Source organism: Pseudomonas sp. E141, from assembly GCF_052659885.1.
Map to the genome: position 1 here is coordinate 2,344,393 of NZ_CP084024.1, position 14,613 is coordinate 2,359,005.

The following is a 14,613-nucleotide window of genomic DNA, read 5'->3' on the forward strand; positions in this document are numbered from 1 at the left end:
ATCGCTTTTGTGACATCCCTCACACTGGATTGGCGGTGGTCAGATGAACACAATTTCATAGGGCAAACCCATGCGATCAAGAATGACCCGTGGCACCAACGGTGCGATGCCGCTGGCGGGCTCACCGTTGAGTTGGCTGGCGTAGGCGTGCATGGCGTGCCGTTTGCGGGCGGTGGTCCAGATATCCAGGCGCAGCTTGCGGGCCCGGTGCCAAGGGATCTTGTTTTGCTCACGGACCGGCCAGTGCCAGGCCCACACCGGCAGCTCAATGAACACCGCCTCAATGCTTTCGGCGGCCAGGGCCCCGGCGCGGCCAACGGCATCATGGTCGCTGTCACCATCCTTGCGCCAGGTACTGAACACAACGTCGCCCGGCTTCAAGTACCGAGCGATGAAAGCGCTCAGTTGGGCCTCATGGTCGGCGAGGGTTTTTTCCGGGAAACCACCGCGCACCCACTGCATGCCACGGGCCGGTACCCCCAGGCGATGCAGGGCGTCCACGCTTTCCTGGGGATGGGGGCGGTAGGCATGCTGGCGCTCATCGGTCCACAGCGGTGAGCCGGGATGGCTGATGCTGCCGTCGGTGACCGAGATCAGCAAGATGGGATGACCCAGATTGCTCAGCAACTGGAGCAGACCGCCACAGGCGCCGACCTCATCACCCGGATGCGGAGCAAGGATGACGGCGCGTGCGCCAGCGGGAATAAGGGTCTGGGTACTGATGATGGGAATGTCGGCCAGCTGGGGGGCGCTGTTCCATATTTGCGGATGCTGTCGACCTGGCAAGCGAGAAGCGAGTTTCATGAGAGACGTCCCTGTTTGTATTCAATCTTTCAGCCATGCACCGGGCCGATTGCCCGGTGGTGCCCACCAGGGCCTGACTGCGAGCGGCGATGTTCCGATCCTGGAATCTACCGCTCGCCAAGTATTGATCATGTTGGGCGATTCGTCGCGCCCCATGTTGTTGCGAATGCTGTTTTTCTGCGCGGGGACTTGAGCGGGTGAACAAACCGCGTCCCTGCGGTTGTGTTTTTTCACCCGTTTATCGAAGGTTTATTCCTCCTCCTCACGTTGCAACTCGAACAACAACAGCGAGCGGCCGGTGACGGAGTATTCGTAGTCAAAATCGAAACGCTCCTGGCCACGCACCTTCGGCTGGTTAGTGTCGACCATGCATGTCCAGAAACTGCCTTCGGGCACTTCCGGCAGGCGGAAGTTGACGATGTCGTGATGGGCATTGACCACCAGAAGCAGGGTCGCGTTGCCACCCTTGCGACGAATACCGGTTTCCTGGGCGCGCCCGTCCATCAGCATGCCCAGGCACCGACCGTGGCCGTCGTGCCATTGCTCGGTGGTCATCTCGCTGCCATCGGGGGCCAGCCAGGTGACATCCTTGACGCCCAGGTCTTCGTTGTAATTGCCCACCAGGAACCGCCCGCGCCGCAGGATCGGGTAGGTCAGGCGCAGTTTGATCAGACGCTTGACGAACTTGAGCAGCGCCTCGCCATCCTCACTGAGGTCCCAATTGACCCAGCCGATCTCGCTGTCCTGGCAATAGGCGTTGTTGTTGCCGTGCTGGGTCCGAGCGAACTCATCGCCAGCGACGATCATCGGCGTGCCCTGGGCCAGCAGCAAGGTCGCAAAGAAGTTGCGCATCTGTCGCTGACGCAGTTCATTGATCTCAGGATCGTCTGTCGGGCCTTCGACGCCATGGTTCCAGGACAGGTTGTTGTTGCTGCCGTCCTGATTGTTTTCGTCGTTGGCTTCATTGTGTTTGTCGTTGTACGACACCAAGTCGTGCAGGGTAAAACCGTCGTGGGCGGTTACGAAGTTCACCGAGGCGTATGGGCGACGACCGCGCTGGTTGAACATCTCGCCTGAGGCGGTCATGCGGCTGGCAAAGTCGGCGAGTTGGCCGTCGTCGCCTTTCCAGAATGCGCGCACCGTGTCGCGGAATTTGTCGTTCCACTCCACCCAACCTGGCGGGAACCCACCCACCTGATAACCACCAGGGCCGCAATCCCACGGCTCGGCGATCATTTTCACCTGGCGCAACACTGGGTCCTGGCGACAGGCGACGAGGAAACTGTGGCGCTCGTCGAAGCCATCGTGGTATCGACCCAGAATAGTCGCCAGGTCGAAACGGAAGCCGTCGACGTGCATCTCCGTGGCCCAGTAGCGCAGGGAGTCGGTGACCATCTGCAACACGCACGGGTGACTTAGGTCCAGGGTGTTGCCGGTGCCGGAATCGTTGATGTAGTAGCGTTTGTCATCCGGCATCAGCCGGTAGTACGAGGCATTGTCGATGCCGCGCATGGACAGGGTAGGGCCTTGCTCGTTGCCTTCAGCGGTGTGGTTGTAGACCACGTCGAGGATGACTTCCAGGTTGGCCTCGTGCAGGTGCGCAACCATCTCCTTGAATTCGGCGATTTTGCCGCTGGCCAGGTAACGCGGGTCCGGGGCGAAGAAGGCAATGCTGTTGTAGCCCCAGTAGTTGGTCATGCCCTTGTGCAGCAGGTGCTGGTCATTGACGAACGCGTGGACGGGCAGCAGCTCCACCGATGAAACACCCAGCTTGCGGATGTGTTCGAGCACATCGTCCACCATCAATCCGGCGAAGGTGCCTCGCAGGTTTTCCGGGACAGAGGGGTGGCGCATGCTGATACCGCGAACATGGGTTTCATACAGGATGGTCTTGTCCCACGGCACACTGACACGCTGGTCGTTGCCCCAGGTGTGGGCCGGGTCGATGACTTTGCATTTGGGTACGAAGGGCGCGCTGTCGCGTTCATCGAAACTCAGGTCGCCGTCCGGGTGGCCGATGGTGTAGCCAAACAGTGCCTCGGACCACTTCAGCTCGCCGACCAATTGCTTGGCGTAGGGGTCGATCAGCAGTTTGTTGGGGTTGAAGCGGTGGCCATTCTCCGGGTCGTAAGCGCCATAGACCCGGTAGCCATAGATCATCCCCGGATGGGCGTCAGGCAGATAGCCGTGGTAAATCTCGTCGGTGTACTCCGGCAGCTCGATACGCTCGAGCTCGACTTCGCCGGTATCATCGAAAATGCACAGTTCAACCTTGGTGGCGTTCGCTGAGAACAGCGCGAAATTGACCCCCAGGCCATCCCACGTCGCACCCAGCGGGAAAGGCAGCCCTTCACGAATCCGCGAAGCCTCGATAACGGGCGGCGGCGTAGTGTTTTTTGGATGGGTCATAGTTGCTCCTGCAAAAGACAGACAGATACGGCAATGCTGTTCACTTAAAATCTATTCGTTTCACTGTGGCGAGGCAGCTTGCTCCCGCTGTGCCGCCTAGCGGCACCATTGATGGACACCGCGCATCCAGGCGTCGGCCTGGTGTGGCGTCAGCACGCGCCCTTGTCAGCACGGGGGCGCATGCCCTTGAGGCGGATGTCAGGTATGGATCAGTTAGCCGGCGGCTTGCGCGGCGCTCGTGGCTTTTTCTCCACAGGTTTTTCCGCCGCGGTGCTGACAGCGGCAGGTTTGGCTGCAGGCTTGGCCTTGGGCGTAGTGCTTTTCGTGGCAGGCTTGGCTGCGGTGCTCTTGGTCGCGGCAGGCTTGCTCGCCGCTGGTTTACCGGCGGCCTTGGCGGGTTTGCTCGGTGCCAGGGCTTCGGCCTCGGCAAGTTTGCGAGCCATCTCCCAGTGGCGTTTTTCCTGCCCGGCAGGCTTACCCTCGGATTCCCAGATCTGATAGGCGAATTCACGAATGCGTTTATCGTCGGTACTCATCGCAGTGCTCCTGACTGAACTCAAGATTGGATAAAGACATTGACCGGGAAATCCCCCAGCGCGTCGCTGACCATCAGCTCCCTTTGGGGTGTGACTGCCGCGCTGGAAAAAAGTCCCTTCAGTTTTTCATCCCCACGGGCAAACGGTAGTGATACGCGGGTGTCGCCCCAGTCCGATGCAGCCACCAGCGGCACGGCACCGTTTTCCAGCAGGCGAGCTGCATGGATCGGTACCACTATGATTGCCCGTTGTTGCTCATGCTCACGCATAAAGGCCAGGACCCGTTCGGCCTGCGCGCCAACCACTTGCAATGGCTGATAGCGGCCTTGCTGGAACAGCTGCAAGTGTTCGGTGCGTACGGCCAGTGTCCTGGCGATCAACGCTTGCTTGACCCTGCCATCGCGCCAAGTGCTTACCAGTTGCGCTGGGGTGCCTGGTGTTTGCATTGCCTCGCGGCGCGCCAGGAAATCCACCGGGCGGCGGTTGTCCGGATCCACCAGGCTGAAATCCCAGAACTCATTACCCTGGTACAGGTCCGGTACACCAGGCACAGTCATGCGCAGCAAGGTTTGCGCCAAACTGTTGAGGGCGCCCGCCGGGGCGATGACCTGGACCGCTTCGGCGAGGGCGTTGCGCAGAGGCAGCCCCTCATCACCGAGCAACAGCCGCTCCAGGAACAGTTGGGTCGCCTGCTCATAAGCGTCGTTGACGGCCGACCAACTGCTTTGCAACTTGGCTTCGCGCAAAGCCTTGCGTTGCCATTGCCACATGCGCTCGTTGTAGTCGGCCAGTGCCGTGTGGTCGTGCACATCCAGGTCTAGCGGCCAACTTCCCAGTAGCGCCTGGTACAGAATTAGTTCATCACCGGCTGAAGGAGCGGCGGGGTCGCTGTGCAGCGATGGCGCAAGAATGCGCCACTGGTCCACGCACGCCATGTACCAATCAGCTCGTTCGCTGATGACCGCCAGCCGCGCCCTGGTGTCTTCGCCGCGCTTATGGTCATGGGTGGCGGTGGTCATCAGGTTGTCAGGGAAATGCTCCAGCCGTTCGAGGCAGGCGTCATGAAACGCTTGCGGCGGGGCGCTGAACCGTTCGGTGTTGTAGCCCACGTCATTGCGCGACAGCAGTACTGCCGAACGATAAAGCGCCGTGTCTTCCACGGCCTTGGCGGCGGCTGGCGAGGTCAGTTGCTGGAAGCGCACGCAAGCATGGCGCAGCCGTTTGCGCTGACCACCCCGTGGGCGATCCCGCCAGGGCATCCCGCCGAGCCAGTCGGCCAGGTAGTCGAGCACCGGCCAGTCGGCTTCGCTGAGGGTCTGTCGGGCGTCTTCCAGGGCCTGACGAAAAAACACATCGTCTTCGTTGGAGCGGCCGAGCGGGTTGATGTAGGTGCGGTACACCGGGAAGTGCACGATCAGTTCCTGCAACGCGCGGCGAATGGCGCCGAGGGTCAGGTCACGGGTCATCACGTCGTCCCGCGCGACTTGCAACAGGGCCTGGGCGACGCTTTCGAAGTCTCCGGCCAGGGAACCATTGAGAATCTGTTGACGGGCCAGACGCGCTTCTTCGATGAAGTGCGCCGGTCGCTCGCTGTGGCGACTCCAGAACTCGGCAAGGGGTTCGGCACCGGCCGGGTCATGCTGCAGCAACGAGATCTGGTTCATGAACTCGTAACCGGTACTGCCGTCGATGTTCCAGTCCCGACGCAGGCTCTCGCCATCGCCGAGGATTTTCTCAATGAAAATGGGCAGGTGCCGCGAGGGCGAAAGCGAATCAAGACGCCTGCGCAATTTGCGGCAGTAGCCGCGAGGATCGGCAAGACCGTCGATGTGGTCGATCCGCAAGCCGTCCACCAATCCTTCGGATATCAATTCGAAAATTTTGGCGTGGGTGGCTTCGAACACCGCGGGGCGCTCGACCCGCAGGCCACCCAGCTCATTGACGTCGAAAAAGCGCCGCCAGTTGATGTCGTCCGCCGCCGTGCGCCAACTGGCGAGCCGGTAACTCTGGCGCTCCAGCAATTGATGCAGACGCTCGAACCCCTCGGGTTGCCGGGAGTCGTAGGCGCGCAAGTTCTCTTCGATGGTGGCCTGGATACCTGGCTGGCTGGCCAGCTCTTGCAATTGCTGCTGCAGCGGTCGGGCCAGGGTATGGGCGTCGGTCTGGTAGTTCAGCGTGGTAAAACGCTCGGCCAACGCCTTGAGGGATTCGGCCTGTTCGGATGGCAGCGTTTCGGCAGGTTTGAGTAATTCGCCGTACTGCATGGGGCAGATAGGGAAGTGATGCTCGTAATGCTCGGCCAGGAAGCTGCCTTGTGTGGCATCGAAGCGTAACTTCAGGGTGCCTTCCTGCAAGGCCACTCCGTAGTCGCTGCCTAAAAACGGCAGCAACAGTTGGCCCTCCATCAAGGGGTCGGGAGAATGCCACTGGATATCGAAAAACTCGCCGAAGGGGCTCAAACGTCCCCATTCCAGCAGGTCCTGCCACCAGGGATTGTCATTGCCGCCGACGGCCATGTGGTTGGACACGACATCGAGGATCAACCCCATTCGGTGCTCACGCAGGCTGGCGACCAGGCGTCGAAGCGCCGCTTCGCCGCCCAGTTCCGGGTTCACCTGGGTCGGATCGACCACATCGTAGCCATGCATGGAGCCGGCGCGGGCTTTGAGCAGTGGCGAGGCGTAAATATGGCTGATGCCCAACGATGCGAAGTACGGCACCTGGGGGATGGCATCGTCCAAGGTGAAGCCTTTATGAAATTGCAGGCGAAGGGTCGCCCGCAATGGTTGGATCAACGTCTGATTCATCGGTCACGCTCGTTCGCCTGAAGCCTTGCGCAGGCGAGGATTTCCAGACGCCGGGCGGCGCCCGGGTCATCCAGCAGCACCTGGCTGTCACACGCCAGGCGACGCCGCCAGTTGGGGTGGGTATCGGTAGTGCCAGGCAGGTTGGCCTGCTCGTCGATGCCCAGGGCGTCTTCGAGGGGCAGCAACACCAGCGGCGCACGGGTATGGCCGAGAAAACGCACACTGGCGTCGAGTATCTCGTCGGTATCCTGGTGTTCTTCACGAAAGTTCTGCGGGTCCTGATTCAACACATTGCTCAGGCCTTCACGTTCACGCTCGCGGTGTCTGCGCCAGTCCATCTCGGTGTGGGAATCGATCAGGTCCAGCCGGGCATTCCAGTCGATATCGTGGCCGTGCCACCAGCCATTGAGGGTCGGCAAGTCATGGGTACTGGTCGTGGCCAGGGCATTGTCCGGCCAGTCGAGGATGGGTTTGAAGTGGGTGTTGTCCTGTTCGAACAACAGCACGCGCATGCCGAGGATCGACCGGGCGCTGAGCTTCTCGCGAAGGCCCTCGGGCACGGTGCCGAGGTCTTCGCCCAGGACGATGGCTTGATGGCGATGGGATTCAAGGGCCAGCAGACGCAGCAGGTCGTCCACCGGATAATAAAGGTAGGCGCCATCGCTGGGCGGGGCGTCGTTGGGGATCACCCACAGGCGCTGCAAGCCCATCACATGATCGATGCGCAAGCCGCCGGCGTGGGCGAAGTTGGCCCGTAGCATCTCAATGAACGCGCGAAAACCATTGCGTACCAACCCCTCTGGCGAGAATGCCGAGATGCCCCAGCCTTGGCCGGAGCGGTTGAGGATGTCCGGCGGTGCGCCCACGGTCAACGAGGCGAGCAGTTCATCCTGCCGACTCCAGGCCTGGCTGCCTCCACCATCGGCGCCTACTGCCAGGTCAGCGATCAGGCCAATGCCCATGCCGCTGGATTTAGCCGCGCTCTGGACGCGCTCCAGGCACCGGGTAATCAGCCACTGGCAAAACGCGTAGAAGCCGATTTCGTCGGCGTTCTCCTCGGCAAAATGCGCTAGCGTCGAACTACGCGGGTTGCGCCATTCTTCGGGCCAATGGCGCCAGTCCAGGCTCTCTCCCCGAGCCGCACGTTCGGCCTGCAGGGCTTCGAAGCGGCAATGATTCTCCAGGGGTTCGCCGCTGGTGTGGCGGAAACTGCTGAAATCCTCATGCAATGGATGCTCGCCCTGGCTGAAGCCGTCGTACAGGGCGCGCAGGACTTTCTGCTTGGCCTGGGCCGCCACGGGCCAATCCACCAGCGGTTGTTCTTCCAGATTGCGCAGTTGTTTGGTCAAACCAGTGGCGTCAATGGCCGCGCGCAGCGCGCGTTCGCCGAGAACGGTGCCCGGCGCGGCATAGAGACTGTTGAGGAAGAGCCGGCTGGACGGTGAATAGGGGCTGTAACGGCCGGTGTCGCTGCTGAACATCGCGTGCATCGGGCTGATCGCCAGGGCGTCGGCACCGCGCTCGCCGGCGACCCGTACCAACTCCTCCAGGGCCTGGGTGTCACCGAAACCTCCGTCGCCGGGGCGGCGCAGCGCATATAACTGCGCGCTCAGGCCCCAGGCGCGGGGCGTCGGATTATCTACCGCATCGGCCACGCTATAGCAATGTGCTGGCGCGACCGCCAGGGTGAAATGCTGGTCCTGGATGCTGACGTGCTGGTAACCCACCGGGACCATCCCCGGCAACCTGGCGTCGGCGTCGAGTTTCAGGTTCAGTGTGGCACCATCCTCGAGCTGGATTTCGCAGGGCGTGGCGGCTTCGAAGTAGCGGCTCAGATCCACGCTGGCGCCGACATCGGCGGTGATCAGCGGTGGCAATTGATGATTCTGTTGGTCCTGCTGCAATTGCAGCAGGCTGGCGTCGATTTCCTGGGCGGTCCCGGCTGGATGGCCCAGACCGATGAGGACTGAACGCAAGACGGCGGGCGAGACTTTCTGCGCCCGGCCGTTGGCGTCGATCCAGTCCACCGCCAGGCCCGCTCGGCCGGCGAGAATTTCCAGTTGCGCATCGCTCATAGGCGCTCTCCAGTGATGTTGGGCAAGTTTGCCGCGTGCGTCAGACTGACCAGCGCGCTGTAGGGCGCCAGGGCCCCTTGCTGCAACAGACCCATGGCGTGCTGCGGATGTTCGAAAAGAATCTCGGCCTCTTCTTGAGCGGTATGCTTGACCGGCTGATCGCTGAGGTTCAGGTCAATGCGCAACACGCTGCCGTCGCCCATGCGCCAGCGTGCGCTGACTGCGCCATGGCCCAGCACTTCGGCGTCCAAGGCCTGGGCTCCGGGCAAGCGCGGGACGATCACTTCACGGCGGACTTTCAGCAGTTGTCGATAGAGTGTTTCACTGGCTAGTTGCTCAGCGTGCTGCGCCTCCAGCTCAGGCCTCGACACCTCGAAGGTATCAGCCGCGTTAGGATCCGGGATGCGCTCACGCTTTTCGGGATCGGCAAAGGCACTGAACGCCTTGAACTCGTTGCGCCGACCCTCACGAACCAGCTCCGCCAGCTCGCCGTGATGGCTGGTGAAAAACAGGAAGGGTTGCCGGGCGGCTACTTCATCGCCCATGAACAGAAGCGGAATCATCGGCGACAACAGCAACAAGACCGTCGCCGCTTGCACGGCCTGAGGCGGGGCCAGTTGGTGCAGGCGTTCACCCAGTGCCCGGTTGCCAATCTGATCGTGGTTCTGCAGAAACAGCACGAAGGCGCTGGGGGGCAGGTGACCGCTGGGTTCGCCCCGGGGCTCGCCGTGGCGGTTGATATGGCCCTGGAAGACAAACCCCTGGCTGAGGCAGCGTGCCAATTGTTCCGTCGGCTCTTGGGCATAGTCAGCATAATAGGCGTCGGTTTCGCCGGTCAGCAGCACGTGCAGGGCGTTGTGCCCGTCATCGTTCCACTGGGCGTCATAGCCGTGCTCCAGCAGGCTGGCCTGGTTGTGTTCGTTTTCCACGGTCAACCAGACATGCCGAACCGGATCTACCTGTTCGCGCACCCTGGCGGCCAGTTCCTGGAGAAAATCCGGATCTTCGATCGCATGCACGGCGTCCAGGCGCAGTCCGTCGAAACGGTATTCCAGCAGCCACATTAGCGCATTGTCGATAAAGAAGTCCCGCACCTCGCGGCGCCGGAAGTCAATTGCCGCGCCCCAGGGGGTGTGCTTGTCTTCGCGGAAAAAACCTTTTGCGTAACGGTGCAGATAATTGCCGTCGGGGCCGAAATGGTTGTAGACCACGTCCACAATCACCGCCAGCCCGTGGCCGTGGGCGCTGTCGATCAAGTGCTTGAGCTGTTCCGGCGTGCCGTAGGAGGCCTGGGGAGCGTAGGGCAGGACGCCGTCGTAGCCCCAGTTACGGTCACCGGGAAACTGCGACAGCGGCATCAGTTCGATGGCGGTTACCCCTAATCCAGCCAGGCGCGCCAGGTGCTGTTCGACGCCTTGGAAACCACCGAGGGCGCCGACGTGCAACTCATAGATCACAGCTTCATGCCAGGGGCGCCCGGACCATTGGGTATGGCGCCATCGGTAAGCATGAGGGTCGACCACCACGCTGTGGCGGTCAATGTCACCGGCCTGGGCGCGGGACGCCGGGTCGGGAACCTCCAGTTCGCCGTCGATGTTGTAGCGATAACGAGTGCCGGCGGGGCAGCGGGTCTGGATCATGAACCAGCCATCGGCCTGGGGCAGTAGCGGTATTGAATCTCCAGTGTCGAGTTCGACACTCACAAAAAAAGCATCCGGGGCCCAGAGGGCGAAGCGGGTGTGCTCGGCATCGAGCATGACCGCGCCATGGGTCCAGGTTTCAGGCGTCCTTGACGGCATTGTTACCTCATTGTCTGGCCGATTTACCCAGTGACTTGGCCACTAGCTGTTCATAGAGTTCGGCGTAGGGTTCCACGGCCTTGCACCAGTTGAATGGCGCTGACATGGCCCGGCAGCGCATCGCGTTGAGCAGGTCAGGGAACTCGAAGACCTTGAAGGCCCGGCTCAATGCCTGTTTGTAGCTTTCGGCGGTGGACTCATCGAACAGGAAGCCGGTGATGCCGTCTTCGATGGTGTCCGCCAGCCCGCCGGTATTGCGTGCCACCGGCAGCGAGCCGAAGCGCTGGGCGTACATCTGGCTCAAGCCGCAGGGCTCGTAGCGTGAAGGCATCAGCAGAAAGTCGCTGCCGGCGAACATCCGCCGCGCGTCGGTTTCGTTGAAACCGATGCGTACACCGATGCGTCCGGGAAAACGCAGCGCCAGTTCACGCATGGCTTGCTCTTCCTCCGGTTCGCCGCGACCAATGATCGCGATCTGGCCCCCGGATTCGACGATGAACTCGGCGACGGCTTCGGTCAGGTCCAGGCCTTTCTGGTACACCAGGCGCGATACCACGGCGAACAGCGGGCCGCTGGAGTCGTCGAGACCGAACAGATCGCGTACATGAGCCGCGTTCACGGCTTTGCCTTCCCAGTCACCCATGGCGAACTGGCGGAACAAGTGCGTATCGGTGGCCGCGTCCCAACTCTCATCGATGCCATTGGGAATGCCGCTGAGCAGGCCTTGTTGTGTTTTAGCCGCAAGAAAACCGTCGAGCCCGCAACCGAATGCCGGGGTAGTGATTTCCTGGGCGTAGGTGGCGCTGACCGTGGTGATATGACTGGAGTAGGCCATGCCGGCCTTGAGAAACGACAACTTGCCGTAGAACTCCATGCCTTCCTGCTGCAGCGCGTGCTCCGGGATACCCAGCTCCGGGCATGAGGCCAGGCTCACTACGCCCTGGTATGCCAGGTTGTGAATGGTGAACAGGGTAGGCGTGCGTTGTCCACGCCAGTGCATGTAGGCCGGCGCCAGACCGGCCGGCCAGTCATGGGCGTGGACCAGATCGGGGCACCAGTGGATTTGGGCGAGGTTGGCGGCGATATCAGCTGCGGCCAGGCCCAGCCGGGCGAAGCGAATGTGGTTGTCGGGCCAGTCGCGACCGTTGTTGGCCCCGTAGGGTGAGCCTTCACGGGCAAAGAGTTCCGGACAGATCAGTACGTAGATCACCAGGCCGTCGGCCATGTCCATGCGCCCGATCTTGCAGGGCGGCAGCGCGGCGTGGCCGCCCAGTTCACCGATGATGTGGATCGGGTTGCCGCTGTTCATCACCTGCGGGTAACCGGGGATCAGCACCCGCACGTCATGCAGGCCGGCCATGGCCCGGGGCAGGGCGGAAGAAACATCGCCCAGGCCGCCGGTTTTGACCAGGTCGGCAATTTCCGAGGTTACGAACAATACCTTCTTGCGATTGGGATTCTGCCTGACGACCGGGAGCAGTGCCTTGCCGCCGGTGGCCAGCACCGGTGCCGTCGGCGAGTCAGTCGCCAGCGGAAGTTGAGAACGGACTTGCTGTGGTTCCAAGGCAGCACTGATCATAACTTTCTCCCATTTTCTCGATCTGTTTCCGGCAAGCGCCAGAGCTGTTGTTTCATTGGCCGAATCCTGCGGCCAGGCGCACAAGCGCTACGCAAGGTAAGCAAAGCGCTGCCCAATGCGGTTAAGCGAATCAGGTGAAGGGGCTGCTTCAAGGACTTGCAAGGACTGCACCAGCCGTTGTTGCCCTACCTCTAACCTGACCCGTCGCCGTTGCGAAAAGTTTCCACTTTTTTTCGTCTGGACGACCGGTCGGTTTTCTCCCCGGTTTGGCAGTCTAGGTCAGAACCTAGAGCGGTGCGGCGCGCTTCGTCGAATTGTCCGACAATCAGCTTTGTTGGCGGCAATGTCTTACACGACAAAGCGGGATACGCACCGACGAAGTGCAGTTTCTGGAAACGTAATGGGTGTATGGGGAATGGCGGTGTTTCATCGGCGTGCGCGATGCAATGGCGCGATGCACCATCAGGGGGCGGGTGAAATAGAGGCATTTTAGTGGCCATTGTTGGCCCGGAAATACGCTGTTTCTGTGGGAGCAGGCTTGCTCCCACTTAAAACGTGTTCAGTCGCCAGTGGGGGTCAACAGGCGGATCGGTTTGCCGGCCGCCCAGGCTTGCAGGTCTTCGATCATCAAGGAATAGAACTTCTGATAATTGTTCCGGGTGACGTAACCCACGTGCGGTGTGGCCAGTAGATTTTCCAGGGATCGGAACGGGTGGTCGGATGGCAGGGGTTCCTCGGCGAAGACGTCCAGGGCGGCACCGGCCAGGCGTTTGTCGCGCAGGGCGTCGATCAGGGCGGCTTCATCGACGATTGGACCGCGTGCGGTATTGACCAATAGCGCCTGGGGTTTCATCCAGCCCAGCGCCTGGGCGTCCACCAAACCGCGGGAGCGCTCGCTGAGTACCAGATGCACCGAGAGAATGTCAGCCTGTTCGAACAGTTGCTGTTTACTCACGTAGGTCACACCCACCTCTGCGGCCCGTTCAGCGGTGAGGTTCTGGCTCCAGGCGATCACCCGCATGCCGAAGACCTGGCCGAACTGAGCTACCCGTGTGCCGATGCTGCCCAGGCCGAGGATCGCCAGGGTCTTGCCATGCAGGTCGCCGCCCAAGCCTTGTTGCCATAGCCCAGCGCGCAAGGCATTGGCCTCCTGCACCAGGTTGCGGGTCAGGGCCATGATCAGCGCCCAGGTCAGCTCGGGGGCTGCGTGCTTGTAGCTTTCGGTGCCGCATACCTGGATACCCAGTTCGGCGGCTGCCTTGAGGTCCAGGGCGGCATTGCGCATGCCGCCAGTGAGCAACAGCTTGAGGTTGGGCAGGCGGCGCAGCAGGCCTTCGTCGAATGGCGTGCGTTCACGCATCACGCAGATCACTTCGAAGCGGTGCAGGCGCGCGGCGAGGGTGTCGCGCTCGGCAGGGTACTCATGAATAAATGTCACCTGGCCGATGCTATCGAGCACCGACCAGTCCACCACGTCCCGCGCTACGTCCTGCCAATCATCGATGACTGCTATTTGCACCGCCATGGAACACCTCGTCAGGGAATGGGTTTGTTCAGCCAGCCCAGCAAGGCCTGGTGGAACCGGTCCGGCTCCTCCATCTGTGGGGCATGCCCCAGATGGGCGAACTCCACCAGGGTCGACTGGGGAATCAATTGAGCCACCTGCTTGCCCAGCACTTCATACCGGCCCAGTTTGGCTTTCACGGCCGGCGGCGCGATGTCGCTGCCGATGGCGGTGGTGTCGGAGGTGCCGATCAGCAGCAGCGTCGGTACTTTCAGGTCCTTGAATTCGTAGTAGACCGGCTGGGTGAAGATCATGTCGTAGATCAGCGCCGAATTCCACGCGACTTGCGTGTGCCCCGGCCCCTTGTTCAGCCCGGCCAGCATGTCCACCCAGTGCTCAAACTCCGGTTTCCAGCGGCCACCATAGTAGGTCTTGCGCTCGTAGTTGCGGATACCGTCGGCGCTGAGTTTCAGTTCGCGCTCGTACCACTGGTCCACTGTACGGTAGGGCACGCCGAGGGCTTTCCAGTCCTCCAGGCCGATGGGGTTGACCATCGCCAGCCGCTCGACCTGATCGGGAAACTGCAAGGCATAACGGGTGGCGAGCATGCCACCGGTGGAGTGGCCGAGCACAATGCTTTTCTGCACCCCGAGAGCCTTGAGCAGGGCCTGGGTGTTGGTTGCCAGTTGATGGAAGCTGTACTGGTAATGAGCGGGCTTGCTGGACGTACAGAAACCGATCTGATCCGGGGCGATGACCCGGTAACCGGCCTCGCTGAGGGTCTTGATCGAGTCGCCCCAGGTGGCGGCGCAAAAATTCTTGCCGTGCATCAGCACCACGGTGCGGCCATTGACCTCGCCTTGGGCCGGCACGTCCATGTAGCCCATTTGCAACGATTGGCCCTGGGACTGAAGGGGGAAGTGCTTGAGTGTGTAGGGGTATTCGAAGCCTTGGAGTTCCGGGCCATAGGCCGGGCCTTCAGGCGGGTTTTCGGCCTGGGCGAACAGCGGCAGGGCGGCCGTCAGAAACAGGCTGGGTAACCAGCGAGCAGTGGAACGCGACATGGGCAATCTCCTTTGGGCATCCGGCCAATCCTGGCG

9 protein-coding genes are annotated in these 14,613 nt (G+C 61.7%); all 9 read right to left on the reverse strand.

What is annotated here, in order from left to right; all coding sequences use genetic code 11:
* Nucleotides 1-39: 39 nt before the first annotated feature.
* On the reverse strand, nt 40-804 hold the full coding sequence (locus GKKCFE_RS10615) for a PIG-L deacetylase family protein (protein WP_047226578.1): 765 nt from the start codon (nt 802-804) through the stop codon (nt 40-42).
* Nucleotides 805-1,053: 249 nt separating this feature from the next.
* Entirely contained in the window at nt 1,054-3,213 is a 2,160-nt protein-coding gene (glgX, locus tag GKKCFE_RS10620; protein ID WP_047226577.1) for a glycogen debranching protein GlgX, read from the reverse strand.
* Between the two features lie 209 nt (nt 3,214-3,422).
* Entirely contained in the window at nt 3,423-3,749 is a 327-nt protein-coding gene (locus tag GKKCFE_RS10625; RefSeq protein WP_107322529.1) for a DUF2934 domain-containing protein, read from the reverse strand.
* 20 nt (nt 3,750-3,769) lie between these two features.
* Nucleotides 3,770-6,556, reverse strand: coding sequence for a malto-oligosyltrehalose synthase (locus GKKCFE_RS10630; protein WP_173407004.1), 2,787 nt, complete (start codon nt 6,554-6,556; stop codon nt 3,770-3,772).
* Nucleotides 6,553-8,631 (reverse strand): 4-alpha-glucanotransferase, encoded by a 2,079-nt coding sequence (gene malQ / locus GKKCFE_RS10635; protein ID WP_310662531.1) that lies wholly within the window; start codon nt 8,629-8,631, stop codon nt 6,553-6,555. The genes GKKCFE_RS10630 and malQ overlap by 4 nt, the downstream gene beginning before the upstream one ends.
* Complete coding sequence (gene treZ / locus GKKCFE_RS10640; RefSeq protein WP_310662532.1) at nt 8,628-10,430, reverse strand: malto-oligosyltrehalose trehalohydrolase; 1,803 nt, start codon at nt 10,428-10,430, stop codon at nt 8,628-8,630. The genes malQ and treZ overlap by 4 nt, the downstream gene beginning before the upstream one ends.
* Nucleotides 10,431-10,437: 7 nt before the next feature.
* Nucleotides 10,438-12,009 (reverse strand): glycogen synthase GlgA, encoded by a 1,572-nt coding sequence (gene glgA, locus GKKCFE_RS10645; RefSeq protein WP_047226572.1) that lies wholly within the window; start codon nt 12,007-12,009, stop codon nt 10,438-10,440.
* Between the two features lie 559 nt (nt 12,010-12,568).
* Nucleotides 12,569-13,534 carry a D-2-hydroxyacid dehydrogenase family protein gene (locus GKKCFE_RS10650; RefSeq protein ID WP_107322524.1) on the reverse strand — a complete coding sequence of 322 codons (966 nt, stop codon included), beginning with the start codon at nt 13,532-13,534 and terminating at the stop codon, nt 12,569-12,571.
* An 11-nt stretch (nt 13,535-13,545) separates the two neighbouring features.
* Nucleotides 13,546-14,577 carry an alpha/beta fold hydrolase gene (locus tag GKKCFE_RS10655; protein ID WP_445577816.1) on the reverse strand — a complete coding sequence of 344 codons (1,032 nt, stop codon included), beginning with the start codon at nt 14,575-14,577 and terminating at the stop codon, nt 13,546-13,548.
* Nucleotides 14,578-14,613: the final 36 nt, after the last annotated feature.